This window comes from Blastococcus sp. MG754426 (genome assembly GCF_021699055.1).
Lineage (GTDB): Bacteria > Actinomycetota > Actinomycetes > Mycobacteriales > Geodermatophilaceae > Blastococcus.
In genome coordinates this window covers 1-25763 of record NZ_SSXC01000036.1, presented here as the reverse complement: position 1 = coordinate 25763, position 25763 = coordinate 1, and the positions used below count along the sequence as shown (strand labels likewise).

Here is a 25763-nt window from a genome sequence, read left to right as displayed (position 1 = left end):
GCGGTGGCGGGGGACCGACCGGCGTCCGGACCCGGGCGCCGGCGGTCTCCTACGCTGGGTCGGGTGAGCGGCCAGCCGATCGATCCCGGAGTCATCGAGCTCGCCGGGCGCGTCTTCGACCTGGCCCGCGGCGGGCACACCGACGAGCTCGCCGCCTACGTCGACGCGGGCGTGCCGGTGAACCTCACCAACGACAAGGGCGACACCCTGCTGGTCCTCGCGGCGTACCACGGGCACAGCGGCACGGTGGCGGCCCTGCTGGAGCGAGGCGCCGACCACGGCCGCGCCAACGACCGCGGGCAGACGGCACTGGCCGCCGCCGTCTTCAAGCAGTCCGCCGAGACCGTCCGGCTGCTCCTCGGTGCGGGCGCCGACCCCGACGGCGGGGGGCCCAGCGCCCGCGAGACCGCGGCGTTCTTCGACCTGCCCGCCATGACCGAGCTGCTGGAGGGCCGGGCCTGACGGGCTCGGCGCAACCGGTGCGGCCGCGGGTGGCGGAGGGGGAGGTGGGCGTGCCGGCACGTCGCGACCTGCCGGGGACGGAGCCGGACGCGCGGCCGGACGCGGGGCCGGACGCGGGGCCGGAGCCCGCCGTCCGCCTGCCCGCGCCCGAGCCGGGGGTGCCGCGCTGGCTGCTGCTGGTGGGCGGCGCGGCCGCGGCCACCATCGCCATCGCCGGCCTGCAGGCCGTCGCCTGGCTGGTGGCGCCGGTGTTCCTCGCCCTCGTCGTCGTCATCGCGCTCACCCCGGTGCAGCGCGGGCTGCGGCGCCTGGGCGCGCCGCGCTGGCTGGCGACGACGGTCCTGCTCCTGCTCGTGTGGGCGGTGCTGCTCGCCTTCGTCGCCCTGCTGGTGGCCTCGGTCGCCCAGTTCGCCGCCCTGCTGCCGGACTACGCCGACCAGGCCCAGGTGCTGATCAACGACGTCGTCACCGACCTCAACAGCCGGGGGATCGTCTCCGGCCAGCTCTCCGACCTCGTCGAGCAGATCGACTACGGCTCGCTGGTCGGGCTGGCCACCGACCTGCTGAGCCGGCTCACCGACGCGGCGACCACGCTGGTGCTCCTGCTCTCGGCGCTGGTCTTCATGGCCATCGAGAGCAGCGGCTTCGGCCGGCGGCTGGCGCTCATCGGGGCCGAGCGCCCGCACCTGCCGGTGGCCCTGGGCCTGTTCACCCGCGGCACCCGCAGCTACCTGCTGGTGAGCACGGTGTTCGGGGCGGTCGTCGCGGTGGGCGACACGATCGCCCTCGCCCTGCTCGACGTGCCGGCGGCCCCGCTGTGGGGCCTGCTCGCCTTCATCACCAACTACGTGCCCAACATCGGCTTCCTGCTGGGCGTCGCGCCGCCGGCGGTGCTGGGGCTGCTCGCCGGCGGCTGGGGCGACTTCGTCGCGATCCTGGTCGTCTACTCGCTGCTCAACTTCCTCGTCCAGACACTCATCCAGCCCCGCTTCGTCGGCGACTCCGTCGGCCTGTCGATGACGGTGACCTTCGTGGCGCTGCTGTTCTGGGGCTGGGTCCTCGGTGCGCTCGGCGCGCTGCTGGCCATCCCGCTGACGCTGCTGGTCAAGGCGCTCATGGTCGACGTCGACCCGCGCGGCCACTGGCTCGACGCGCTGCTCCGCGAGGAGCCCCGCGCCCCGCGCACCATGCGGGCCCGGCGGCGGATGGCCGACCGGCACGCCGCGCTGGCGTCGATGCGGCGGCTGCACCACCACCCCTCCCGCCGGTCGGCGGCCGCCGACGCGGAGCAGGAGGAGACGCCGACCCCGGCGGGGCGGTCCTGAGCGCGCAGGAGCTCGTCGTCCTCGCCGGCCTGCAGGGGGCCGGCAAGAGCACCTGGGTGGCGGAGCACCTGGCCGGCACCCACGAGGTGGTCAGCAAGGACCACTGGCCCCGGGCCCGGCGCCGCGAGGCCCGCCAGCAGCGCGTGGTCGCGGAGCTGCTCGCCGCCGGGCGCAGCGTCGTCGTCGACAACACCCACCCGGCGCCGGAGGACCGCGCGTCGCTCGTCGCCCTGGCCCGCGAGGCAGGGGTGCCGGTGCGCGCGGTGTGGCTGGACACCCCGCCGGAGGTCTGCCTCGCCCGCAACGACGCCCGCACCGGCCGTGCCCGCGTCCCGCTGGTCGGCGTCCACGCGACCCGGGCCCGTTTCGTGCCGCCGTCGGCCGCCGAGGGTTTCGACCGGGTGGACGTCGTGCGGCACGTCCCGCCCCCGCTCCCGCCGGGAGACGGCCGCGGTCCCGGGGCGGGCGCGCCGGAGCGGCGGACCGTGTGACGGCGGCCGCAACCGGCCGCCGTAACGTGTCGGGGGCAGCTCGCCGCGCGCTTGGGCCGTCCGCCCCGGCGACCGCAGGCATCCGAGACGAAGGGAACGACATGACCGAGGCAGGCACCACGGCTCCCCGCGTGGCCATCGTGACCGGCGCGGCCCGCGGCATCGGCGCGGCCACCGCCCAGCGGCTGGCCGCCGACGGCTTCGCCGTCGCCGTCCTGGACCTGGACGAGGGCTCGGCCAAGGGCACCGTCGAGGCGATCGAGGCCGCAGGGGGCCGCGCGCTGGCCGTCGGCGCCGACGTGAGCGACACCGCGCAGGTGGAGGCCGCGATCGAGCGCATCGTGACCGAGCTCGGCCCGCCGACCGTGCTGGTCAACAACGCGGGCGTGCTCCGCGACAACATGCTGTTCAAGATGTCCGACTCCGACTGGGACATCGTCATGAACGTGCACCTCAAGGGCGCCTTCCTGATGACCCGCGCGGCGCAGAAGCACATGATCGACGCCAAGTGGGGCCGGATCGTCAACCTCTCCAGCACCTCGGCGCTGGGCAACCGGGGGCAGGCCAACTACTCGACGGCGAAGGCGGGTCTGCAGGGCTTCACCAAGACCCTCGCCATCGAGCTGGGCAAGTTCGGCGTCACCGCCAACGCGATCGCCCCGGGCTTCATCGAGACCGAGATGACCAAGGCCACGGCCGACCGCATGGGCATCCCGTTCGACGACTTCATCAAGGGCGCGGCCTCCCAGATCCCGGTGGCCCGCACCGGCAAGCCCGAGGACATCGCGCACCTGGTGTCCTTCTTCGTCAGCGAGGGCGCGGGCTTCGTCTCCGGCCAGGTCGTCTACGCCGCCGGCGGCCCGAAGGCCTGAGGAAGGACCCCGCTGCCCCTCACCAGGGGGCCGTTCCAGTCCCTCACGAGGGGCCGGGCCGCCTGACCGGCGGTCCGGCCCCGCGCCGCGTCCGCACCGTCCCAGGAGGTCCCGTGCCCGAGCAGTCCGTCCTCGTCGAGCGCCGCGGTGCGGTGCAGGTCATCACCATCAACCGGCCGGAGGCGCGCAACGCCCTCGACGGCGAGGTCGCCCGGGCCGTCGCGGCCGCGGTCGACGAGCTCGACGCCGACGGCGACCTGCGGGCCGGGGTGCTGACCGGGGCGGGTGGCACCTTCTCCTCCGGGATGGACCTCAAGGCCTTCCTCCGCGGCGAGAGCCCGTCCATCGAGGGCCGCGGGCTGTGCGGCATCACCCGCACGCCGCCGCGCAAGCCCCTGGTCGCGGCGGTCGAGGGCTGGGCCCTGGCCGGCGGCTTCGAACTGGTGCTCGCCTGCGACCTCGTGGTGGCCGGCCGGGGCGCCCGGTTCGGCGTGCCCGAGGTCAAGCGCTCCCTGGTCGCCGCCGGCGGCGCCGCCCTGCTGCTGCCGCAGCGGGTGCCGCGCGCGGTCGCCCTCGAGCTGCTGCTCACCGGCGAGCCGGTCGACGCCGAGCGCGCGGCGGCGGTCGGGCTGGTCAACCGGGTGGTCGACGACGGCGGTGCGCTCGACGCCGCCGTCGCGCTCGCCGAGGTGATCGCGGCCAACGGCCCGCTGGCGGTGGCCGCCACCAAGCAGGTCGTCCTCGAGGCGCCGTCGTGGCCGGCGGAGGAGGCGTGGGAGCGGCAGGAGCAGGTCGTCCGTCCGGTGTTCAGCTCCGAGGACGCCCGCGAGGGCTCCACCGCCTTCGCCGAGCGCCGCCCGCCGGTGTGGCGCGGCCGCTGACCCGCCCGCGGAGGCATACCGGCGGGGTCGGCGTCGTTGACCCGACGTGGACCGCTCCGCCCTCCGCCTGCTCGTGCTCGGGGACTCCCTCGGCCGCGGCACCGGTGCCGCCCGGCCCGCCGACGCCCTGGGGCCCCGGCTGGCCCGGGCGCTGGGCGAGGACGGGTTCGACGTCGACCTGCACGTCCTCGCCGTCCCCGGTGCCGTCTCGGCCGGGCTGGCCGACCAGGTCCGCCGGGCGCTGCCGCTCGCGGCCGACCTCGCCGTCGTCGTCATCGGCGCCAACGACCTGGCCCGCTTCGTGCCGGCCGAGCAGGCCGCGGCGGCGCTCGCGGCCGCGGTGACCGTGCTGCGGGCCGCCGGCACCGACGTCGTCGTGGTGCCGGCGCCGGACATGTCGATGGTGCCCTTCGTCCCGCCGGCCCTGCGGGCGCTGGTGCGGGGGGCGTGCGCGGTGCTCCAGCAGCGGCAGGCGCACGTCGCCCTCTCCGGCGGCGCCACGGTCGCACCCGTCGCGGCCCAGGTGGCCCGCGCCTTCGCGGCGGACCCGGCGCTGCTCTCCGCCGACCGCTTCCACCCCTCCTCGGCCGGCTACGCGCGGATCGCCGAGGCGCTCACCCCCGCGGTGCGGGCCGCTGCCCGGGCCCGGCGGGACGACGCCGCCGCCTGACCCGCCCCGCGGTCAGCCGAGCCGGTCCGCCAGCAGCTCGGCGAGGTGCCGTCCGCGCCGGCCCGCGAGCTGGTCGAGCTGGGTGCGGCAGGAGAAGCCGTCGGCCAGGACCACGGCGTCGTCGGGGAGGTCCCGGACGGCGGGCAGCAGCTGCTGCTCGGCGACGGCGACCGACACGTCGTGGTGCCCCCGCTCGACGCCCCAGTTGCCGGCGAGCCCGCAGCAGCCGCCGAGCCGGGTGACGCGGGCACCGGCCTGCTGGAGCAGCCGGGCGTCGGCCGACCAGCCCAGGACCGACGCGTGGTGGCAGTGCGGCTGGGCGACGATCTCCAGGCCCGCCAGCGACGGCGGCGTCCAGCCGGGGGTGTCGCGGAGCAGCTCGGCGAGCGTGCGCGTCGCCGCCGCCACCTGCTCGGCCTCCGGACCGCCGACGAGCTCGAGCGCCTCGCTGCGCAGCACCGCGGTGCAGGAGGGCTCGATGCCGACGACCGGCACGCCGGCGGCGGCGAGGGGGGCGAGGGTGCGCACGGTGCCGCCGAGGATGCGCCGGGCGGCGTCGAGCTGGCCGGTGGTGATCCAGGTCAGCCCGCAGCACGTGTCGGCGCCGGGCACCTCGACCCGGTAGCCGGCGGCCTCGAGCACCCGCGCGGCGGCGTGCGCCACCTCGGGGGCGAAGTGGTCGGTGAACGAGTCCACCCACAGCGCCACCCGCTGCCCGTCGCCGGCCGGGGGCCGCTGCGCCCACTCCTGCCGGAAGGTGCGCGGGGCGAACGCCGGCACCGGGCGCCGCTGGTCGATGCCCGCGCCCCACTTGGCCACCGGCCCCACCAGCGCGGAGCCCAGCATCGCGTTGACCAGGCGCGGCGCACGGGCCACCAGGTCGGACCAGAACGGCAGCCGGCCCAGCGTGTAGTGCGAGCGGGGCCGCAGCCGCCGCCGGTAGGACTGGTGCAGCACCTCGGCCTTGTAGGAGGCCATGTCCACCCCGGTCGGGCAGTCCGACGAGCAGCCCTTGCACGACAGGCAGAGATCCAGCGCCTCGTGCACCTCCGGTGCGCGCCAGTCGCGCACCGGGCCGCCCGGGGCGAGCATCTCCTGCAGCACCCGGGCGCGGCCGCGGGTGGTGTCCTTCTCCTCCCGCGTCGCCGGCCAGGACGGGCACATCACGGCGCCGGTGGACTGCAGGTCGGCCCGGCACTTGCCGACGCCGGTGCAGCGGTGCACCGCCGCGGAGAAGTCGCCGCCGTCGTGCCGGTAGGCCAGCGCCAGGTTCTCGCGCAGCGGCGGGGCGGCGGCGATGCGGACGTCCTCGTCCAGCGGCGCGGGCCGGACGAGCACGCCCGGGTTCAGCACGTCGGCGGGGTCGAACACGGCCTTGACGCGCTCGAAGAGTTCCAGCGCGGCGGGGGAGTACATGTGCGGCAGCAGCTCGCTGCGCGCCCGGCCGTCGCCGTGCTCGCCGGACAGTGACCCGCCGTAGCCGGCGACCAGCCGGGCGGCGTCCTCGACGAACGACCGGTAGGCCCCGCGCCCGCGGTCGGCGCCCGCGCCGAAGGGGAAGTCGATGCGCACGTGCACGCAGCCGTCGCCGAAGTGGCCGTAGGGCACGCCCTGCAGCCCGTGGCCGTCGAGCAGCGCCTCGAAGCCGCGCAGGTACTCGCCGAGCCGCTCCACCGGGACCGCAGCGTCCTCCCAGCCCGCGTGCGCCGGTCGGCCGTCGGAGGTCCGGTTGGCCAACCCCGCGCCGTCCTCCCGGATCCGCCAGATCGCCGCGGCGTGCGCGGGGTCGGTGACGACGAGGGAGTCCAGCGCGCCGGCGTCGGCGAGCACCCCCTGCGCCTTGGCCTGCACCTCGCCGACGGTGTCGCCGGTGAGCTCCACGATCAGCCACCCGTCGCCGCGCGGCAGCTCGGGGACGACGGCGGCGGGCACGTCGCGCAGCCGCTGCACGATCCGCTGGTCGAGCCCCTCCACCGCGGTGGGCTCGTGGGGGAGCAGGCCGGGGGTGGCATCGGCGGCGTCGGCCATGCTCGGGTAGCCCAGCACCACCAGCCCGCGGACGGGGGCGTCGGCGACCAGCCGGACGGTGGCCCCGAGGACGACGGCGAGGGTGCCCTCGCTGCCCACCAGCGCCCGGGCCACGTCGAAGCCGCGCTCGGGCAGCAGGTGCTCCAGCGAGTAGCCCGACACCTGGCGGCCGAAGGTGCCCAGCTCCGTGCGGACGGTCGCGAGGTGCCCGGCGACGAGCCGGTGGAGGTCCTCGAGCACCCCCGGCGCCGGCTCGGTGCCCGGGCCCAGCCGCAGGCGCGTGCCGGTGCCGGTGACGACGTCGAGGCCCACGACGTTGTCCGACGTCCGGCCGTAGCCCAGGGCCCGGGAGCCGCAGGCGTTGTTGCCGATCATCCCGCCGATCGTGCAGCGGTTGTGCGTGCTCGGGTCGGGGCCGAAGCGCAGCCCGTGCGGGCGGGCGGCGGTCTGCAGCGCGGCCTGCACGACGCCGGGGTCGACCGTCGCCGTCCGGGCCTCGGCGTCGATGCCGTGCACCCGGTTCAGGTGGCGGCTGGTGTCCAGCACGACGCCGGTGCCCACGGCGTTGCCCGCGATGGACGTCCCGGCGCCGCGGGCGGTCAGGGGTACGCCGAGCGAGCGGCACACGTCGAGCGCGGCCACGATCTCGTCGGGGTGGCGCGGCCGGACCACGGCCCGCGGGAGGACGCGGTACAGCGACGCGTCGGAGGAGTACAGGGCCCGGGCCAGCCCCGAGTCGTCGACGTCGCCGATCCCGGCGCGCCGCAGCTCGGCCACCACCGCCAGCCCGTCGTCGGTGCGCGTCGTCGTGTCCGCGGCCGGTGCGCTCATGGTGCCGAGTCTGGCTCCCCCTCCCCGGGCCGGCGCGCCCGGCCCCCGGGACGCCCGTGGCCGGGCCCCACGCGGGTGCCCGGCCACGGTTCGAGATGCCGCGGGGTCAGGACGACGGCGGCTCGTCCTGGCCCGACTCCTCGGCCTCGTCGGCCTCCTCCTTGGTCCTGTGCACCGCGCCGTCGGCGTGCTCCGGCGGGCCGTAGACGGTGTAGAGGACCAGCGGGTTCTCCCCGGTGTTGAGGAAGTTGTGCTTCGTGCCCGCGGGCACGACCACCAGGTCGCCCTGGGCGACGTTCTTCTCGTTGCCCGAGATGACGGCCTTCCCGACGCCGCTGACGAACGTGAGGATCTGGTCGATGTCCTCGTGCGTCTCCTCGCCGATCTCACCACCCGGCGGGATGGTCATGATGACCAGCTGGGTGTTCTTCCCGGTCCAGAGGACCCGGCGGAAGTCGGGGCTCTTCTCCGCCTCGGTCGCGATCGTGTAGTGGATGACGGACGCCATGGACGGCGCTCCTCTCGTCTCGGGGACGGGTGGCTGCGGCCGGCCCTGCGCGGGCGCCGGCCGGTGACGGGCCTGCTCCTGCCCGGTCCGGGCCGGGAGTAGTCGTCCCGGCCCGGCGGTGGCGATCACGCTCTCGGAGGGTGGGCGTCGCCCCTTTCGTCGCCACCCAGACCTGGTGCGCCCCACCGCCCGGTCGGGGGACACCCGGACGGCGTAACGACGCCGGTCCGGGACGCCGCGTCACCGGGGGCACCGGTACCACTCGCCCTCCCGGGGGCTGAACTCCCAGCTCAGGGCGGTGTGCAGCGACGCACCGCACTTGTGGCGCCGGACACCGTTGATCTAGCTTCTCCGCCGGTACCACGCGGTACCAGGCTCCGCACCCGCGGCGCCGCGCGCTCCTCGGCGGGCGCGGCTCCACCGCCACCGCGCAGCGTCGCGGGGTGCCATCCGATGGGAGTTCGATGTACAGAGACCGACGAACGGCCGGGGGGCGGAGCCGCTTCGTCGGACCCGCCGTCCTGCTGGGTGCCGCGGTGGCCTCCGGCGGCTTCCTGTGGCTCATGGGCACGGTGTCCGACGGCGCCGACGAGGTCCGCGACGGTGCCGTCCGCATGGCCGCGGGGCAGACCGAGTTCGCCGACGGCTGGGACCGGCTGGCCGGCGGTGTCCAGGACCTCGACGCGGGCGCGGCCGAGCTCGGGGAGGGCGCCGACGCGTTCGTCGCCGGCGTGCGGGAGTACAGCGCCGGCGTCGGTCGGTTCGTCGACGGCGTCGGCCTCCTCGCCGACGGCTCCGACCAGCTGGCGGCCGGCTCCGGCCGTGCGGCCGCGGGTGCCGGCCGGCTGGCCGACGGCGCCTTCGACCTCGATGCCGGCCTCCGCGCGCTGACCAGCGGCTCCGCGACCGCCGCGGACGGCGCCGACGACCTCGTCGCCGGGCTCGGCGTGCTGGCCGACAGCACCTCGTCCGCGAGCCCCCTCCGGGAGGGCGCGGCGAAGCTGGCCGGCGGCGCACCGGCGCTGGCCGACGGCGCGGCGGACCTCAGCGACGGCCTCGGGGCGGCGCAGACCGGAGCCCAGGGCATCGCCGGCGCGCTGGCCACCGCCGAGGACGAGGCCGGTCAGGCGCTGACCGGCATCGTCGGCCCGGGTGGGCTGGGCAGCACGCTGCAGGCCGCCGGCGCCGGCGCCGGGCGGGTGCAGGAGCTCGGGGCCAAGCTGCAGGGCGGCACCCCGCTGTCCGTGGCCGAGCAGCAGGAGCTGCTCGGCCTGTTCTCGACGGCCCTGGGCAACGTCCAGGCCGCCGGTACCCAGCTGACCGCGGTCGGGACCGATGTGGGCATCGCCCAGGCCTACCTCGCCGGGGCCGGTGCCGGGGTCGGCGACCTGCGGGCCGGGCTGGACGAGCTCAAGGCGGGCGTCGACCAGCGCCTGCTCCCCGGGGTCACCGAGCTCGCCGCCGGGGCGCCTGCCCTGCCGGCGGGCATCGACCAGCTGCACGCCGGGATCGGCCGGGCGGCCGCCGGGGCCTCGGCGCTCGCGGCCGGCACCGACCGCCTCGCCGCCGGCCTGGGTGCCGCCGCCGAGGGGTCGGGCGAGCTGCGCGCCGGCGCCGGGGAGCTCGCCGAGGGCACCGACGAGCTGGCCGCGGGCAGCGCCGCGCTCGACGACGGTGTCGGTCAGCTCACCGCGCGGAGCGGCGAGCTGACCGAGGGCGGCGCCCGCCTCGACTCCGGGGGCGCCGAGCTCACGGCCGGTGCGGACCGGCTGGCGGGCGGCACCGGTGACGTCGCCGACGGCGCCGGGGAGCTGGACGCGGGCCTGCTGCGGCTCAGCGCCGGCCAGGGGGAGCTGTCCGACGGCGCCGCCCGGCTCGACGACGGGGTCAGCGCCTTCGCGCCCGAGCGGCTCGCGCTGCCGGTGGCGATCGCCTTCGTCCTGGCCGCGCTGGTCATGGCGGCGGTCCGGATCCGCCGCTCCTCCCGGGCCTCCCACGCGGCGGCCTGACCCGCACCACCAGCCCGCGGCCCGCCTCCTGCCCGGAGGCGGGCCGCGGGTGCGGGGCCCGCCCGCCGCGGCGCCGGCCGGGCGGGCTCAGCGCCGCTCGAGCAGACCCACCACGACCGCCGTCGCGTCGTCCACGTCGTCCCCGAGGTGCCCGGCGTCGCCCCGCTCGACGCGGGCGAGCATCAGCTCGTTGATCCCGCCCACGGCGGCGAGCACCAGCTGCCGGTCGACCGGCCGCACCTCGCCGGGGTGCTGCCGCGCCAGCTCGCCGGCCACCTCGCCGATCAGGTCGACGTACCGGTCGATCACCTGCCGGCGCAGCGCGCGCGCCCGCGGACCGGCCGCCTGCACCTCGACGAGCGCGGCCCAGGCGATCGCGGGCTCGGTCGCGAGCGTGCGGAGGTAGCAGCCGATGCCCGCGCGCAGCCGGTCCCGCCACGGCAGGCCGGCTGCGCGGGCGTCCTCCTGCGCCTCACGGACCCGGTCCAGCACCTTGTCGTTGGCCCGGGTGTAGAGCTCGAGCAGGCAGTGCTCCTTGTCCCGGAAGTGGGCGTAGACGACCGTCTTGGACACCCGGCCCTCGCGGGCGATGTCGGAGATGGTGGTGGCGGGGTACCCCTTTCCCGCCATGCAGGTGGCCAGCGCCCGCAGGATCCGTCCGCGGCGGTGCCCGTCGTCCACGGCCGGGTCGTCGGCGGGGTCCACCAGCGCGTCCACCGGGCCGAGGCTAGCGGGCCCGGGTGGCCCGGTGAGGCAACTCACGGCCACCGGGGGAAGAGGGGCCCCGGTCGTGGTGTCCTCCTCAGGTGACCTCCGCCGACCGTGCCCGTCCGTCGGGCCGCGCCTACGCGATGTGGGCCGTGGGCCTCCTGGCGTACGCGGTCGCCGTCTTCCACCGCTCGTCCCTCGGCGTCGCCGCCGTCGAGGCGCAGGAACGCTTCTCGGCCGGGGCCTCGGCGGTGTCGCTGTTCCTCGTGCTGCAGCTGGCGGTCTACGCGGGGCTGCAGGTGCCGGTCGGCGTCGCGCTGGACCGCTTCGGGTCGCGGCGGATGATCCTCGCCGGCGCGGTCACCATGGCGGCCGGGCAGCTGGTGCTGTCGCTGGCGACCGACGTCCCCACCGCGGTCGTCGCCCGGGTGCTGGTCGGCGCGGGCGACGCGATGACGTTCATCAGCGTGCTCCGGGTCGTCTCCCTCTGGTTCCCGGGGTCGGCCGCGCCGCTGATCACCCAGCTCACCGGGATCCTCGGCCAGATCGGCTCGATCGTCGCGGCCTACCCGCTGGTCACCCTGCTGCAGACCACCTCCTGGACGGCGACCTTCCTGGGGGCCGCGGCCACCGGCGTCCTCGTCGCGCTGCTGGTGCTCCTGGCGCTGCGGGACGCGCCCGAGGGGAGCACCCGCGCGGCGGTGCCGGACCTGGCGCAGCTGCGCCGGGGGCTCGCCGACACCTGGGCCGAGCCCGGCACCCGCATCGGGCTCTACACGCACCTGGTCACGCAGTTCTCGGGCACGGTGTTCGCGCTCCTGTGGGGCTACCCCTTCCTGGTCGTCGGCCAGGGGCTGTCGCCGGGCACCGCGGCCGCCCTGCTCACCCTGCTCGTGCTGGTCGGCATGGGCGTGGGCCCGGCGCTGGGCCGGCTGTGCGCCCGGTGGCCGCTGCGCCGCTCCGTCCTGGTGTTCGGCATCCTGGCGGCGACGGCGTCCGCCTGGACCGTCGTGCTCCTGTGGCCCGGCCGCGCCCCGCTGCCGCTGCTCGTGCTGCTGGTCGTCGTCCTGGGCACCAACGGCCCCGGCTCGATGATCGGGTTCGACTACGCCCGCACCGAGAACCCGGTGGAGCGGCACGGCAGCGCGAGCGGCGTGGTCAACGTCGGCGGCTTCGTGGCCTCCCTGCTGACCATCCTGGCCGTCGGCGCGGTGCTGGACCTGCTGACCCCCGGCGCCTCCACCGCCTACGACCTGGACGCGTTCCGGGCCGCGTTCTCGGTCCAGTACCTGTTCTGGGCGATCGGGCTGGCCGGGGTGGTGCGGCACCGCAGGCAGCTCCGTGCGCGGCTGGCCCGCGACGGGGTGGTGCTGCAGCCGCTGCACGTCGCCGTCCGGCAGCGGCTGCGCGGGGGGCCCTCGGCCGGCTGACGGTCCGGCCGGTTGCCGCCCCGCGCCTGCGCGGGCACGATGCGGACCAGCGGACGAGCCGGTCAGGGGGTGCCCGTGGACGTCGTGGTGGGGCTGGACTCGGGCACCACGGCGACCAAGGCGGTCACCGCGGGCACCGACGGCCGCGTCCGCGACGTGGCCAGCGTCGCCTACCCGCTGCTGGTGCCCGCCCCCGGCCGCGCGGAGCTCGACGCCGGGCAGCTGGCCGCGGCCGCCGTCGAGGCGTTGGGCGAGGTCGCCGCACGGGCCCGCGACCGCGGGGACACCGTCGTCGCCGTCTCCCTCAGCGCGGCCATGCACGGCCTGGTGCCCATGGACGACGAGGGCCGCCCGCTGGGCCCGGTGGTGACCTGGGCCGACGACCGCGCCGCGCAGTGGGCCCAGGCACTGGTGGCCGACGGCCGGGCCGCCGACCTGCACGCCCGCACCGGCACCCCGGTGCACGCGATGTCGCCGCTGGTGAAGCTGTCCTGGGAGCGGGCGGAGGACGCCGCGCGGGTGGCCGGCGTGCCCCGCTGGGGCGGCGTCAAGGAGCTGGTGGTGGCCGCCCTCTGCGGCGGCCGGCACGTGCTCGACCGGTCCTGCGCGTCGGCCACCGGCCTCTACGACATCCGCGGCGGGCGCTGGGACGAGGAGGCGATGAGCATCGCCGGCGTCCGCTCCCGCCAGCTGGGCGAGGTGCTGCCGACGACGGCCTTGCTGCCCGGCCTGCGTCCCGAGGTGGCCGCCGGCACGGGCCTGCCGGAAGGGCTGCCCGTGGTGGTCGGCGCCTCCGACGGGGTGCTCGCCAACCTGGGCGTCGGCGCGGTGCGCTCGGACGTCGCCGCCGTGTCGCTGGGCACCAGCGGGGCGATGCGCATCGTCGTCCCCCGGCCGACGGTGGACCCGGGCCGGCGGCTCTTCTGCTACGCGCTCACCGACGACGCCTGGGTGGTGGGCGGCGCGATCAACAACGGCGGATCGGTGGTGCGGTGGGCCGCGGAGGCCTTCGCGGCGGGGCCCGGTGACGCCGAGGGCCCGGTGGGGGAGGACGCCGACGACCTCGACGCCCGGCTGCTGGAGGAGGCCGCGGCGGTGCCGGTCGGCAGCTCCGGCCTGCTGTGCCTGCCCTACCTGCTCGGCGAGCGGGCGCCGTGGTGGCGCTCGGGGATGCGGGGGGCCTACCTCGGGCTGCGCCGCGAGCACCGCCGCCCGCACCTCGTCCGCGCCGCCGTCGAGGGGGTCTGCCAGCAGCTGGCGCTGGTGCGCGACGCCTTCGCCGCCACCGACGTGCCGGTGCGCGAAGTCCGGGCCACCGGCGGCGCGGTCGCCTCGCCGCTGTGGATCGAGACGCTGGCCGCCGCCCTGGACCTGCCGGTGCGGGTCGCCGACTCGCCCGAGGGCACCGGCCTGGGCGCCTGCCTGCTGGGCTGGCACGCCCTCGGCGCGCTGCCCGACCTGACAGCCGCCACCGCGCTGGTCGCCGTCCGCGAGCCGGTGCTGCCCGACCCGGGTGCGGTGGCGGTGTACCGGCAGCTGCGCCCGCTCGTCGACCGGTCCACCACGGCCCTGGTCGACGTCCTCACCACGCTCGACGCACTGGACGACGTACCGACCCGATCCACCTGAGCCCGTGGAGGAGCCATGCCCGAGGTCGAACCGGCGCTGAGCGCCGGCCCGCTGCTGCTGATCGCCGCGGTCGCGGTGGGGGTCCTGCTCTTCCTCATCATGAAGCTCAAGCTGCACGCCTTCGTCGCGCTGATCCTGGTCAGCCTGCTGGTGGCGCTGGCCGCGCAGGTGCCGATCGGCGACGTCGTGGACACCATGACGTCCGGCTTCGGGTCCACCCTCGCCGCCGTCGCGCTGCTGGTCGGCCTGGGCGCCATGCTGGGGCGGCTGTTCGAGCACAGCGGCGGGGCGCAGGTCCTGGCCGACAGCCTCATCCGGCGCTTCGGGGAGGAACGCGCGCCGCTGGCGCTCGGCGTCGCCGCGCTGCTCTTCGGGTTCCCGATCTTCTTCGACGCCGGGCTCGTCGTCTTCCTGCCGATCGTGTTCACCGTCGCCCGCCGGCTGGGCGGGTCGCTGCTGACCTACGGCCTGCCGGTGGCGGGCGCGTTCGCCGTCATGCACGCGTTCGTCCCGCCGCACCCCGGGCCGGTGGCCGCGGCGGAGCTGGTCGGCGCCGACATCGGGCTGACGCTGGTCTTCGGGCTGATCATCGGCATCCCGACCTGGTTCCTCGGCGGCTACCTGTTCGGCCTGTGGGCCGGTCGCCGGTACGACATCGCGGTGCCGGACATCCTGTCCGACCAGCGGACCGCCGACGACGCCCCCGACCCCTCGGTCGAGGGCAGCTCGCCGGGGATCGCCACCGCCGCCGGCGCCCGGGCGGGCACCGCGACCCGGCCGGCGCCGCCGCGCTTCGGCACGGTCGTCGGCATCCTGCTCCTGCCGCTGGTGCTGATCTTCCTCAACACGGGGCTGTCCACCCTGGCCACCGAGGGGGTGCTGGACGAGGAGTCGCTCGTGGTGGAGTGGGGGCAGCTCCTCGGCGCCACGCCCGTCGCCCTGCTGATCACCGTGCTCGTGGCGATGTGGGTGCTGGGCCGTCGCCGCGGCGAGAGCGGCGCGGAGGTCGAGTCCATCGTCAACAGCGCCCTCGGCCCGGTCTGCGCGATCATCCTGATCACCGGCGCCGGTGGCATGTTCGGCGGGGTGCTGCGGGCCAGCGGCATCGGCGCGGCGCTGGCCGACGTCCTGGGCGACATCGGGCTGCCGGTGATCGTCGCGGCCTTCGTCATCTCCACGTTGCTGCGGGTGGCGCAGGGATCGGCCACCGTGGCCCTGACCACCGCGGCCGGGCTGATCGCGCCCGTGGTGGAGGCCACCGACGGGCTGAGCTCGATCGACCTGGCGCTCATCGTCATCGCCATCGCCTCCGGGGCCACCGTGCTGTCGCACGTCAACGACTCCGGCTTCTGGCTGGTCAGCCGGTTCTTCGGGATGGACGAGAAGACGACGCTGAAGACCTGGACGGTGATGGAGACCCTGCTGGGCACGATCGGGTTCGTGCTCGCGCTGGTGCTGAGCCTCTTCCTCTGACGACGGCGGCGGCGGGGCGGGTGGGGGCCCGCCGCACCGACTGCGCCGCGCCGGCGGGCGCGCGATAGTGGGGCATGGCGCTCCTCCCACGTGCCGCGGCCGCCGGTCTCGGCGCGCTCGCCGCCGTCGCCGTCCGTGACCTGCTGCAGCGGGAGCACACGCTGCTGCGCAACTACCCGGTGGTCGGGCACGCCCGTTACCTGATCGAGGCGATCGGCCCCGAGCTGCGCCAGTACCTGGTCGCCGGCAACAACGAGGAGCGGCCCTTCACCCGCGACCAGCGGCGCTGGGTCTACGCCTCGAGCAAGCGGGAGAACAACTACTTCGGCTTCGGCACCGACAACGACCTGGAGTTCACCGCCGGCTACCCGGTGATCAACCACCGCACCTTCGGGCCGGCGGTGCCGGCGACCGACGTGCACGCGGGGCAGGACGTCGACCTGCCGTGCGCCAAGGTGCTCGGCGCCGCCCGCGGGCGGACCGCGGCCTTCCGGCCGCCGTCGGTGGTCAACATCAGCGCGATGAGCTTCGGCTCGCTCTCGGCGCAGGCGGTGGAGGCGCTCAACCGCGGGGCGGCGCTGGCCGGCTGCCTGCACAACACGGGGGAGGGCGGCATCTCCCGCCACCACCGCCACGGCGGCGACCTGGTCTTCCAGATCGGCACCGCGTACTTCGGCTGCCGCGACGAGCACGGCCGCTTCGACCTCGACCGGCTGAAGGACCTCGTCGCCGGGGCACCGGTGCGCGCGCTGGAGGTCAAGCTGAGCCAGGGGGCGAAGCCGGGCCTCGGCGGCGTGCTGCCCGCCGCCAAGGTGTCGGCGGAGATCGCCGCGGCACGCGGCGTGCCCGAGGGGGTGGACTGCATCAGCCCCTCGCGGCACGCCGAGTTCTCCGACGTCGACAGCCTGCTGGACTGGGTGGAGCTCCTGGCCGCCGAGACCGGCCTGCCGGTGGGCATCAAGTCCGCGGTCGGTGACATGACGTTCTGGGAGGAGCTCACCGGGCTCATGGCGAGCACCGGCCGCGGCGTCGACTTCGTGACGGTCGACGGCGGCGAGGGCGGCACCGGTGCGGCGCCGCTGATCTTCACCGACTCGGTCTCGCTGCCCTTCCAGCTGGGCTTCGCCCGCGTGCACGCGCTGTTCGCCCGCGCCGGGCTGGCCGACGACGTGGTCTTCGTCGGCGCGGGGAAGCTGGGGCTCCCGGACAACGCCGTCGTCGCCTTCGCCCTGGGCTGCGACATGGTCAACGTCGGCCGGGAGGCGATGCTGGCCATCGGCTGCATCCAGGCGCAGAAGTGCCACACCGACACCTGCCCGACCGGGGTGGCGACGCAGAACGCCTGGCTCACCCGCGGCCTGGACCCGGCCCTGAAGTCGGTGCGCGCGGCCAACTACATCGGCACGCTGCGCCGCGACCTGCTCAAGGTGGCCGAGGCGTGCGGCGTGGCGCACCCCGGGCTGATCGACACCGCGTCGGTGGAGGTGCTGACCGGGCGCACGACGTCCTCGCCGCTGCACGACGTCTACGGCTACGAGCCGGGGTGGGGCCTGCCCTCGGCCGCGGACCGCGCCGCGATCACCGCGCTGATGACCGGCGCGGCCCCCGAGGGCGGCAGCGCCCCGCCGTCGCCCGACGCCACCGGCTGAGGGGGCACAGGAAGCCCTGCCTGCGTCCGGGCCGCGGACGCGGGTCGGGCTCCCCGTGCCCGGACGTGTCAGGCGCCGCTGCCGCGGAGCAGGTCCGCGAAGGACGTCGCCGGGTCGGCGAACGGGTCGGCCGGGGCCGCGGGCGGGCGGCCGGCCACCAGGTCGGCGAGCTCGCCGGCCGCCCGGCGCACCCGGCTGGTGAGCGCCGCGCTGCCCTGCCCGCCGCCGGCCCAGTCCTCCGACGCCGCGAAGACCGCGGTCGGGGCGACGGTGGCCCGGAGGTAGGCGAACAGCGGCCGCATGGCGTGCTCGAGCGCCAACGAGTGCCGCGCGGTGCCGGCGGTGGCACCGAGCAGCACCGGCTTCCCGGTCAGCGCGTCCTTCTCGACGACGTCGAAGAAGGTCTTGAACAGCCCGCTGTAGGACGCCGAGAAGATCGGCGTGACGGCGATCAGCCCGTCCGCGCCGACGACGGTGTCCACCGCGCCGCGCAGCGCCTGGTTGGCGAAGCCGGTGGTCAGGTTGTCGGCGAGGTCGCGGGCGTGCTGCCGCAGCTCGACCACCTCGACGGTGGCCGAGATGCCGCGCTCGCGCAGCGCCTCGACCGCCGCCGAGGTGAGCCGGTCGGCCAGCAGCCGGGTCGACGACGGCGTCGACAGCCCGGCGCTGACCACCGCGAGGGTGCGGGTGCTCATCGGACCTCCACCTCGTCGCGCACCTGGCCGGTCACGTCGTCGGCCGGGGCGTGCACGGTGGCGTCGGTCTTCCCGCCCGCCGCGGCGACGCGGGCGGCGTGGGTGGGCGCGTCGGGCACGTGGGCGGGCTTCAGCGCGGCGAACTCCCGGCGCAGCACCGGCACGACCTCCTCGCCGAGGATGTCCAGCTGCTCGAGGACGGTCTTCAGCGGCAGGCCGGCGTGGTCGATGAGGAACAGCTGCCGCTGGTAGTCGCCGACGTAGTCGCGGAAGCCCAGCGTCCGCTCGATCACCTGCTGCGGGCTGCCGACGGTCAGCGGGGTCTCCCGGCTGAAGTCCTCCAGGGAGGGACCGTGGCCGTAGACCGGCGCGTTGTCGAAGTACGGCCGGAACTCGGCGACGGCGTCCTGGCTGTTCCTCCGCATGAACACCTGCCCGCCGAGGCCGACGATCGCCTGGTCGGCGGCGCCGTGGCCGTAGTGCTCGTACCGGCGGCGGTAGAACTCCACCATCCGCTGGGTGTGCTCCTTGGGCCAGAAGATGTGGTTGTGGAAGAAGCCGTCGCCGTAGTAGGCGGCCTGCTCGGCGATCTGCGGGGAGCGGATCGAGCCGTGCCAGACGAAGGGCGGCACGCCGTCCAGCGGGCGGGGCGTCGAGGTGAAACCCTGCAGCGGGGTGCGGAACCGGCCGGACCAGTCGACGACGTCCTCGGTCCACAGGCGGCGCAGCAGTGCGTAGTTCTCCACGGCCAGCTCGATGCCGTTCCGGATGTCCTGCCCGAACCACGGGTAGACCGGGCCGGTGTTGCCGCGGCCCATCATCAGGTCGACGCGGCCCTCGGCGAGGTGCTGCAGCATCGCGTAGTCCTCGGCGATCTTCACCGGGTCGTTGGTGGTGATCAGCGTCGTCGAGGTCGACAGCTGGAGCGTCGTGGTCCGCGCCGCGATCCAGGCCAGCGTGGTGGTGGGCGAGGAGGAAAAGAACGGCGGGTTGTGGTGCTCGCCCAGCGCGAAGACGTCCAGCCCCACCTCCTCGGCCTTCTGCGCGATCGCCAGCACGGCCTTGAGCCGCTCGGCCTCGGTGGGGGTCCGGCCGGTGGTGGGGTCGGTGGTGATGTCGCTGACGGTGAAGACGCCGAACTGCATCTCGAGCTCCAAACTGGTTGAGAGTGCAATCATCTCAGCCGGGTCAACGCGTGGACGCCCGTGGCTATGCCCGCTCGCCCGGACGGGGGTGCAGGGGCGGGGGCGCAGCGGTCCGTGACCGGCCCGGCACGCGCTGCCGTGGCACCCCCGGAGCTGCTCCGACACGGGTCACGGAGCCGTCACGGTGAGGCGCGCGTCCGGGAGCGCTCTGGGAGATTCGCTCCACCTACTTCCCAGGGGGGCCATCCGGATGCTCCGGCGTGTCGAGTTCGTCGCCAACCGTGTCCAGGACGAGGAGGTGCCGCCGGACGGGGCCGCCGCCCCCACCCCGCGGCCGTCCGGCGGCCTGGAGGTGCTGCTGGGCCACGGGCCGTCGTTCCGCGGATCGGTGCGCGGCTACGACCGGGTGCAGGTCGACAACTACGTCGCCTGGGCCGAGAACGAGCTGGCCGCCGCCCAGCGCGAGCGGGAGCACCTGCTCGACCGCGTGGTCGCCTGCGGCACCGAGCTGGAGATCTCCCGCCGGCTCCTGGCCGAGCAGCCGGCCGGCCGCGAGCGCCCGGCGGTGAGTGCCCGGGTCGCGGAGGTGCTGCGACTGGCCGAGGACCAGGCCGCCCAGGTGCTGGATGCCGCCGAGGCCGAGGCCGCGCAGCTGCGCGCCGACGCGCGCCTGGAGGCCGACGCCCGGCTGCGCAAGGCGCACGAGATCAAGGAGCTGGCGATCGACGTCGCCGACCAGCTGCGGGTCAACGCGCAGCGGGACCGCGCCGAGGGCGCCGCCGCGCTCGAGCAGGCGCAGGCAGAGGCGGCGGAGCTGCTGCGCTCCGCCGCGGCCGAGCGGGACCGGCTGGCCGCCGAGGCCGCGGCGGATCGGGACCGGCTGGCCGCCGAGGCCGCCGCCGAGCGGGACCGGTTGGCCGCCGAGGCCGCCGCCGAGCGGGACCGGGCCGCGGACCAGGCACAACGCGAGCGGGTTGCCGCCGACGATGCCGCCCGCGCCCACCTGGCCACCGTCCGGGCGGAGGTCGAGGACCTGTGCCGGCAGCGCGACCAGGCCCGGGAGTCGCTGCGCTGCCTCACCGACCGGATCGGCGCGGCGCTCCAGGCCGTCGGCGTCCCGCCGGCCGAGGAGCTGGCGCTGCTGGGCAGCCGCCCGGAGCCCGTCGGCTGACGGCGTGGCGCAGGCGCCGGTGACGTGCGCGGCCACCGGTGATGAGAGGCTGACCGGGTCGGTGGACGCGCCGGGGGGCGGGAACGAGGAGGTCAGCGATGAGCGAGGTCCGTGAGGTCGTTCGGGTCGAGGGCGGCATCGTCGTGGGTCACGACGGCTCCAAGTGCGCGCAGGAGGCGCTCCAGTGGGCCGGCCGGCTCGCCCGCCGCGCCGATGTGGAGCTGCACGTGGTGCGCGCCTGGTCGATGACCTCCGCGCCGCAGCCGGCCAGCTGGGAGCCCGGCTACGTGCCGCCGCTGGCCGACTGGGAGCAGGCCGTGCGCGACGAGCTCGCCGCCCACGTGGCCGCGGCCGGGCTGGACCCCGCCTGCCGGGTCACCACGCACGTCGTCCACCGCGCCCCCGTGGCCGGCATGCTCGCCGCCGCGGAGCAGGCCAGCATGCTCGTCGTCGGGGCGCGCGGGCGCGGCGGCTTCGCCGGCCTGCTGCTGGGCTCCGTGAGCGACCAGCTGGTGCACCACGCCCCCTGCCCGGTCACCGTCGTGCGCACCGGCGCCCGGGGGCGGGACTTCACCGCCGAGGAGGCGGGCGCCGTCGTCGGGGAGTGACGTCCGCAGGGTGCGCGGGCGGTCGGGCAGGCCGCCCGCGCCCCGCGGAGCGAGCCGGCCCAGGGCGGGCCGGGTCGGACGGCGACGTGCGGCCCATCGGGTACCCAGAGGCCGCCGGCTCCCCGATCCGGCGCCTCCCGGGACCGGGCGGACCGGCTGCTGCCCGCGCGCCGGCTCAGCCCGGTGCCGGTGTGCCGTAGACCGCCGCCAGCCAGATGCCGAGCAGGACCTCGACCACGTCCTGCTCGGCGACGGCGGGCCCGTCCCCGCTGAAGGTCGCGTACAGCACCCGCTCGTTCATCGAGGTGAGGGCGACCGCGAGGTCGCGCGCGGCGGTGCCGGGCGGTGCGGCGCCGCGCGACCGCTCGGCGTCGATGGCGGCGGCCGACCGCTGCACCCAGCGCTCGACGACCGACGACCAGAGCTCACGCACCTCGTCGCTGGTGGAGCGGGCCTGCGCCCAGGCGACCGTGAGCGCCCGGTGCGCGCGGAAGGTCTCGTAGTACGCACCGATCGCCCGCGCCCAGCCGTCCCGGGCACTGGTCGCCGGGGTGTCGAACACCTGGCGCATCGCCGTGTCGGCCTCGGCGACCACCCGGTCGAGCAGGGCGAGCAGGACGGCGTCCTTCGAGGAGAAGTAGAAGTAGAACGTCGGCCGGGAGATGCCGGCGCCGCGCGCGAGGTCGTCCACCGAGATGGCGGCCAGCGGCCGGTCGGCGAGCAGCCGCTCGGCCGTGGCGAGGATCGCCAGCTCGCGGTCGTCCCCGGAGGGCCGCGGCGCCCGCCGGCCGCGACCGGCGACGGGCGGATCGGTCGCGGCAGTCGGCACGGGACGGAGGATAGCCGCGGCAGCCCCTGTGTCGACACCGTGTTGACGTGCTCGACACGGCGTCGATAGCGTCGGGGCCAGCCCGCGGCCGCCCGGCCGGCGGCGCGGACCGGGGAGTGCGAGATGACCACCGAGCACCTGGACGTCCTGATCGTCGGCGCCGGCCTCTCCGGCATCGGCGCCGCCTGCCACCTGGAGCGCGACCGGCCCGGCACGAGCTACGCCCTGCTCGAGTCGCGGGCCGCGCTCGGCGGGACCTGGGACCTGTTCCGCTACCCGGGCATCCGCTCGGACTCGGACATGTTCACCCTCGGCTACTCCTTCCGCCCGTGGCAGGAGCCCGAGTCGATCGCCGACGGCCCCGCCATCCGCCGGTACCTCGAGGAGACGGCCCGGGAGCACGGCGTCACCGAGCGGATCCGCTACCACCACCGCGTCGTGCGGGCGGAGTGGTCCAGCGCGGAGGCCCGCTGGACGGTCACCGCGGAGCGGAGCGACACCGGCGGGACGGTGACCCTCAGCTGCTCCTGGCTGCAGGTCTGCTCGGGTTACTACCGCTACGACCAGGGCTTCCGCCCGGAGTTCCCGGGGGAGGAGCGCTTCGGCGGGCAGCTGGTCCACCCGCAGCACTGGCCCGAGGACCTCGACCTGACCGGCAAGCGGGTCGTCGTCATCGGCAGCGGGGCCACCGCGGTGACCCTGGTCCCCAACCTGGCCGAGCAGGCCGCGCACGTGACCATGCTGCAGCGCACCCCCAGCTACGTGATGTCGCTGCCCGGCCGCGACGCGCTGGCGCAGAAGCTCCGTGCCCGGCTGCCGGAGCGGACGGCCTACTCGGTGGTGCGGTGGAAGAACGTGCTCACCAGCACCGCCCTGTACCAGCTCAGCCGGCGGCGCCCGGCGCTGGTGCGCTCCCTGCTGCGCCGCCTGACGCAGAAGCAGCTGCCGGGCTTCGACGTCGACACGCACTTCAACCCGCCCTACGACCCGTGGGACCAGCGGCTGTGCCTGGTGCCCGACGGCGACCTGTTCCGCGCGCTGCGCCGGGGCACCGCGTCGATCGTCACCGACCGGATCGCCAGCTTCACCGAGGACGGGATCGAGCTGGCCTCGGGGGAGCGGCTCCCCGCCGACGTCGTCGTCACCGCCACCGGGCTGAACCTGCTGCCGGTCGGCGGGATGCGGATCGTCGTCGACGGGGAGCCGGTCGAGCTGCCCGAGCGGGTCTCCTACAAGGGGATGATGCTCTCCGGCGTACCCAACTTCGCCATGGTGATCGGCTACACCAACGCCTCGTGGACGCTCAAGGCCGACCTGGTCAACCGCTACGTCTGCCGCCTGCTGGACCACCTGGACGCGCACGGCTACGCGTCGGCGACCCCGGTCGCCCCGCCCGAGGGTGGCGGCGCGCCGTTCCTTGACCTCGCCGCCGGCTACGTGCGGCGTGGCCTCGCCGGCCTGCCGCAGCAGGGGCGGCGCGCGCCCTGGCGGCTGCACCAGAACTACCTGCGGGACGTCGCCATGATGCGGCGCGGGCCCCTGGAGGACGAGGGCATGACCTTCCAGCCGCGCGTGCCGGCCGCCGCCGGCCAGGTCGTGGCCTGATGGGCCCCTACGCGTTCGCCGGCGGGACGGCGGTCGTCACCGGGGCGGCCAGCGGGATCGGCGAGGCGCTGGCCGCGCAGCTGGCCGGCCGCGGCAGCCACCTGGTGCTGCTGGACCGGGACGCCGGCCGGCTGGCGGCGGTGGCCGACCGGATCCGCGCCGGGCACCCTGATCTCCGGGTCGCGACGCACGTGGTCGACCTCGCCGACGACGAGGCGACCGCCCGGGTGGCCGGGACCCTCGTCGCCGAGCACCCGGAGACCACGCTGCTGGTCAACAACGCCGGCGTCGCGCTGGGCGGGCGCTTCGAGCAGGTGGGCCTGGACGACGTCGAGTGGGTGCTCGCGGTCAACCTGCGCGCCGTCGTCCGCCTCACCCACGCCCTGCTGCCGGTGCTGAAGGCGCACCCCGGCGCGCACGTGGTGAACGTGTCCAGCGTCTTCGGCATCTTCGCCCCCGCCGGGCAGGTCGCCTACGCGACGAGCAAGTTCGCCGTCCGGGGGTTCAGCGAGGCCCTCCGCCACGAGCTGGCCGACGACGGCATCGGCGTCACGGTGGTCCACCCCGGCGGGATCCGCACCCGGATCGCCGAGAGCGCCCGGACCGGCGCGGGGGTGTCGCCGGCCGAGTACGAGGAGGGGCGCAGGCAGTTCAGCAAGCTGCTGCGCATCCCGCCGGAGGTCGCCGCCGCGCGGATCGTCGCGGCGGTCGAGCGGCGCCGGCCGCGGCTGCTCATCGGCTGGACCGCGAAGGTCCCCGACGCGCTCGTCCGGCTGCTGCCCGGCAGCTACTGGCGGCTGATGGCCCGGCGGGCGGCGCCGGCGCGCTGAGACCCGAAAAGCGGTTGCCGCGCCCGGTAGAACGGGAGCCGTGACCCACCCCGCGCACCGGATCGTCGAGCTGGCGCCCGACGACGACCTCTTCCCCTCCTGGTGCGAGGTGTGGGCCGCCGCGGGCCGCGACGCCCGGCCCGACGACCCGCCCCGCCCGGCGCAGGAGCACCTCGCGCTCGGCCGCGAGCTCCTGGCCCCGGGCGGCTCGCGGGACGGCACCCACCGGGCGGTCCTGGTGGACGGCGCCGTCGCCGGGGCGCTGCGGCTGGTCCTCCCGCTCAAGGACAACCCGTCGCTGGCCGTGGTCGACCTGGCGGTGCACCCGGCCGCCCGGCGCCGCGGGCTGGGCAGCGCGCTGCTGGCCGAGGCCCGCGCGCTCGCCGCCGCGCTCGGCCGCACCCTGCTCGTCGGCGAGGTGGACGAACCGGGCCCCGGGGCGCCGGGCCGGGCCTTCGCGGAGCGGCACGGCTGGAGCTGCGACTTGGTGGAGACCCGCCGGGAGCTGGCGCTGCCGGTCGACGAGGACCGCCTGGCCGCGCTGGAGGACGCGGCCGCCGCGGCCGGCGCCGGGTACGAGCTGGTCACCTGGCGGGACCGCACCCCCGAGCCGCTGCTGGCCGACCGGGCCCTGCTGGAGCGGCGCATGACCACCGACGCGCCGCACGGCGACCTGCCGGTGGGGGAGGAGGAGTGGGACGGCGACCGGATCCGCGAGCACGAGGGGACCCACCTCGCCCGCGGCCGGACGGTGCTCAGCGCCGGGGCGGTGGCCGGCGGGCGCCTGGTCGGCTTCACCGACCTGCAGATCCCGCTCGCCCAGCCGGTGCTCGCCCACCAGGGCGGCACGCTGGTGCTGAGGGAGCACCGAGGCCACCGGCTCGGTGCCCGGATGAAGGCCGCCGTGCTGCGGGAGCTGGCCGCCGGCTTCCCCGAGGTGCGCCGGGTCAGCACCTACAACGCCGAGGACAACACCCCGATGGTGGCGGTGAACGAGCAGCTCGGCTTCCGCCCGGCCGGCGTCCTCTCCTCCTGGTCGGCCCGGCTCTGAGCCGGGCGGCCCCGGTACCCGGGGTCCGGTGCGGTTGACTGCCGGGGTGGACCGTCCCATCCCCGCGGAGTTCGTCAGCGCCCACACCCGGCCGGTGCGCCCGGACCTGGTGCCCGAGGTCGAGCTCCTCGTCGCGGCCGACGTCGTCGCCCTCTGGGAGGCGATGGAGAGCGAGCACGGGCGCGCGTCCACCGACCCACCGTTCTGGGCCGCGGCCTGGCCGGGTGGGCAGGCGCTGGCGCGGTACGTGCTCGACCACCCGGGGCTGGTGGCCGGGCGCACCGTCCTGGACCTGGGCGCCGGTAGCGGGCTGGTCGCCGTCGCCGCCGTCCTGGCGGGGGCGGGCGCGGTGCTCGCCAGCGACGTCGACCCGTACGCGCTCACCGCGATCACCGTCAACGCCGCCCGGAACGGCGCGACCGGCATCACCCCGGTCGGCGACGTGCTCGGCGGGGAGCCGCCGGACGTCGGCGTCGTCCTGGCCGGTGACGTCTGCTACGACCGGGAGATGACCGACCGGGTGCTGCCGTTCCTGACGGCGGCGCGGGCGCGCGGCGCCGAGGTGCTCGTCGGCGACCCCGGCCGGGTGTACCTGCCCGAGGACCGGCTGGAGCCGCTCGCCACCTACGACGTCCCCGACACCGAACCCGCGCCGACCGCGCCCGTGCCGGTCCGCCGGACCACCGTCTGGCGCCTCCCGTGAGCTGCGCCTCACGAACCGGCGACGGCCGGGGGATTGTCACGACTGCATAACGGTGGTTACCGTGGCTGCGCCCGGACGGTCGTCCGCTCCCCACCGGGGAGGGCCGCCGGGCGCCGCCGAGCCGCCCTCCGGGGTGGGCCGGGGACCCACCGCAGCACTG

General features: G+C 76.3%; 23 protein-coding genes. 17 read left to right on the top strand and 6 right to left on the bottom strand.

Annotation, left to right across the window (positions count from 1 at the left end):
- Positions 1-63 precede the first annotated feature (63 nt).
- The 6 genes from E9549_RS13100 to E9549_RS13075 all read left to right on the top strand — a co-directional run bounded on the left by E9549_RS13100 (position 64) and on the right by E9549_RS13075 (position 4701).
- A complete protein-coding gene (locus tag E9549_RS13100; protein ID WP_236826984.1) occupies positions 64-462 on the top strand; it encodes an ankyrin repeat domain-containing protein in 399 nt (132 codons plus the stop codon).
- 50 nt (positions 463-512) lie between these two features.
- The gene (locus E9549_RS13095) at positions 513-1787 is read left to right on the top strand and encodes an AI-2E family transporter (RefSeq protein WP_236826983.1); all 1275 of its coding nucleotides are present in this window, start codon (positions 513-515) and stop codon (positions 1785-1787) included.
- Positions 1784-2278, top strand: a complete 495-nt coding sequence (locus tag E9549_RS13090; protein WP_255715619.1) for an ATP-binding protein — start codon at positions 1784-1786, stop codon at positions 2276-2278. The genes E9549_RS13095 and E9549_RS13090 overlap by 4 nt, the downstream gene beginning before the upstream one ends.
- Before the next feature lie 101 nt (positions 2279-2379).
- The gene (gene fabG, locus E9549_RS13085) at positions 2380-3150 is read left to right on the top strand and encodes a 3-oxoacyl-ACP reductase FabG (RefSeq protein ID WP_236826981.1); all 771 of its coding nucleotides are present in this window, start codon (positions 2380-2382) and stop codon (positions 3148-3150) included.
- 113 nt (positions 3151-3263) lie between these two features.
- On the top strand, positions 3264-4031 hold the full coding sequence (locus E9549_RS13080) for a crotonase/enoyl-CoA hydratase family protein (protein ID WP_236826980.1): 768 nt from the start codon (positions 3264-3266) through the stop codon (positions 4029-4031).
- A 46-nt stretch (positions 4032-4077) separates the two neighbouring features.
- The gene (locus E9549_RS13075; RefSeq protein ID WP_236826979.1) at positions 4078-4701 is read left to right on the top strand and encodes an SGNH/GDSL hydrolase family protein; all 624 of its coding nucleotides are present in this window, start codon (positions 4078-4080) and stop codon (positions 4699-4701) included.
- Positions 4702-4713: 12 nt separating this feature from the next.
- Here E9549_RS13075 and E9549_RS13070 read toward each other — a convergent pair whose 3' ends face one another.
- Positions 4714-7560 carry an FAD-binding and (Fe-S)-binding domain-containing protein gene (locus E9549_RS13070; protein WP_236826978.1) on the bottom strand — a complete coding sequence of 949 codons (2847 nt, stop codon included), beginning with the start codon at positions 7558-7560 and terminating at the stop codon, positions 4714-4716.
- Positions 7561-7666: 106 nt separating this feature from the next.
- Positions 7667-8068 carry a cupin domain-containing protein gene (locus tag E9549_RS13065; RefSeq protein WP_236826977.1) on the bottom strand — a complete coding sequence of 134 codons (402 nt, stop codon included), beginning with the start codon at positions 8066-8068 and terminating at the stop codon, positions 7667-7669.
- Positions 8069-8532: 464 nt separating this feature from the next.
- On the opposite strand from E9549_RS13065, the gene E9549_RS13060 reads away from it, so the two are divergent.
- Positions 8533-10077, top strand: a complete 1545-nt coding sequence (locus E9549_RS13060) for a hypothetical protein (protein WP_236826976.1) — start codon at positions 8533-8535, stop codon at positions 10075-10077.
- Positions 10078-10164: 87 nt separating this feature from the next.
- Here the strand turns inward: E9549_RS13060 and E9549_RS13055 are convergent, their stop codons facing one another.
- Positions 10165-10794, bottom strand: coding sequence for a TetR/AcrR family transcriptional regulator (locus E9549_RS13055; RefSeq protein WP_236826975.1), 630 nt, complete (start codon positions 10792-10794; stop codon positions 10165-10167).
- Positions 10795-10883: 89 nt separating this feature from the next.
- Here E9549_RS13055 and E9549_RS13050 point away from each other — a divergent pair, with 89 nt between their 5' ends.
- The 4 genes from E9549_RS13050 to E9549_RS13035 all read left to right on the top strand — a co-directional run bounded on the left by E9549_RS13050 (position 10884) and on the right by E9549_RS13035 (position 16966).
- Positions 10884-12215, top strand: coding sequence for a nitrate/nitrite transporter (locus E9549_RS13050; protein WP_236826974.1), 1332 nt, complete (start codon positions 10884-10886; stop codon positions 12213-12215).
- Positions 12216-12284: 69 nt separating this feature from the next.
- Entirely contained in the window at positions 12285-13844 is a 1560-nt protein-coding gene (locus E9549_RS13045) for a gluconokinase (protein WP_236826973.1), read from the top strand.
- 15 nt (positions 13845-13859) lie between these two features.
- Positions 13860-15317 (top strand): GntP family permease, encoded by a 1458-nt coding sequence (locus E9549_RS13040; RefSeq protein WP_236826972.1) that lies wholly within the window; start codon positions 13860-13862, stop codon positions 15315-15317.
- 74 nt (positions 15318-15391) lie between these two features.
- A complete protein-coding gene (locus E9549_RS13035) occupies positions 15392-16966 on the top strand; it encodes an FMN-binding glutamate synthase family protein (RefSeq protein WP_236826971.1) in 1575 nt (524 codons plus the stop codon).
- Positions 16967-17034: 68 nt separating this feature from the next.
- Here E9549_RS13035 and E9549_RS13030 read toward each other — a convergent pair whose 3' ends face one another.
- A complete protein-coding gene (locus E9549_RS13030) occupies positions 17035-17661 on the bottom strand; it encodes an FMN reductase (RefSeq protein ID WP_236826970.1) in 627 nt (208 codons plus the stop codon).
- Positions 17658-18839: an LLM class flavin-dependent oxidoreductase gene (locus E9549_RS13025; RefSeq protein ID WP_236826969.1), complete on the bottom strand. Its 1182-nt coding sequence runs from the start codon at positions 18837-18839 to the stop codon at positions 17658-17660. Before E9549_RS13025 ends, E9549_RS13030 begins: the two co-directional genes overlap by 4 nt.
- Before the next feature lie 217 nt (positions 18840-19056).
- On the opposite strand from E9549_RS13025, the gene E9549_RS13020 reads away from it, so the two are divergent.
- A complete protein-coding gene (locus tag E9549_RS13020; protein WP_236826968.1) occupies positions 19057-19977 on the top strand; it encodes a DivIVA domain-containing protein in 921 nt (306 codons plus the stop codon).
- A gap of 98 nt (positions 19978-20075) precedes the next feature.
- Positions 20076-20585, top strand: coding sequence for a universal stress protein (locus E9549_RS13015; protein WP_236826967.1), 510 nt, complete (start codon positions 20076-20078; stop codon positions 20583-20585).
- 175 nt (positions 20586-20760) lie between these two features.
- On the opposite strand, the gene E9549_RS13010 is transcribed toward E9549_RS13015, so the two are convergent.
- On the bottom strand, positions 20761-21414 hold the full coding sequence (locus tag E9549_RS13010; protein ID WP_236826966.1) for a TetR/AcrR family transcriptional regulator: 654 nt from the start codon (positions 21412-21414) through the stop codon (positions 20761-20763).
- Between the two features lie 123 nt (positions 21415-21537).
- On the opposite strand from E9549_RS13010, the gene E9549_RS13005 reads away from it, so the two are divergent.
- From E9549_RS13005 to E9549_RS12990, 4 genes are read left to right on the top strand one after another with little or no spacing between them, the layout of a single operon-like run.
- Positions 21538-23019, top strand: coding sequence for an NAD(P)/FAD-dependent oxidoreductase (locus E9549_RS13005; protein ID WP_236826965.1), 1482 nt, complete (start codon positions 21538-21540; stop codon positions 23017-23019).
- The gene (locus E9549_RS13000; protein ID WP_236826964.1) at positions 23019-23849 is read left to right on the top strand and encodes an SDR family oxidoreductase; all 831 of its coding nucleotides are present in this window, start codon (positions 23019-23021) and stop codon (positions 23847-23849) included. The genes E9549_RS13005 and E9549_RS13000 overlap by 1 nt, the downstream gene beginning before the upstream one ends.
- Before the next feature lie 40 nt (positions 23850-23889).
- The gene (locus tag E9549_RS12995) at positions 23890-24900 is read left to right on the top strand and encodes a GNAT family N-acetyltransferase (RefSeq protein WP_236826963.1); all 1011 of its coding nucleotides are present in this window, start codon (positions 23890-23892) and stop codon (positions 24898-24900) included.
- 46 nt (positions 24901-24946) lie between these two features.
- Positions 24947-25603, top strand: a complete 657-nt coding sequence (locus E9549_RS12990; protein WP_236826962.1) for a methyltransferase — start codon at positions 24947-24949, stop codon at positions 25601-25603.
- The last annotated feature ends 160 nt before the right edge of the window (positions 25604-25763 follow it).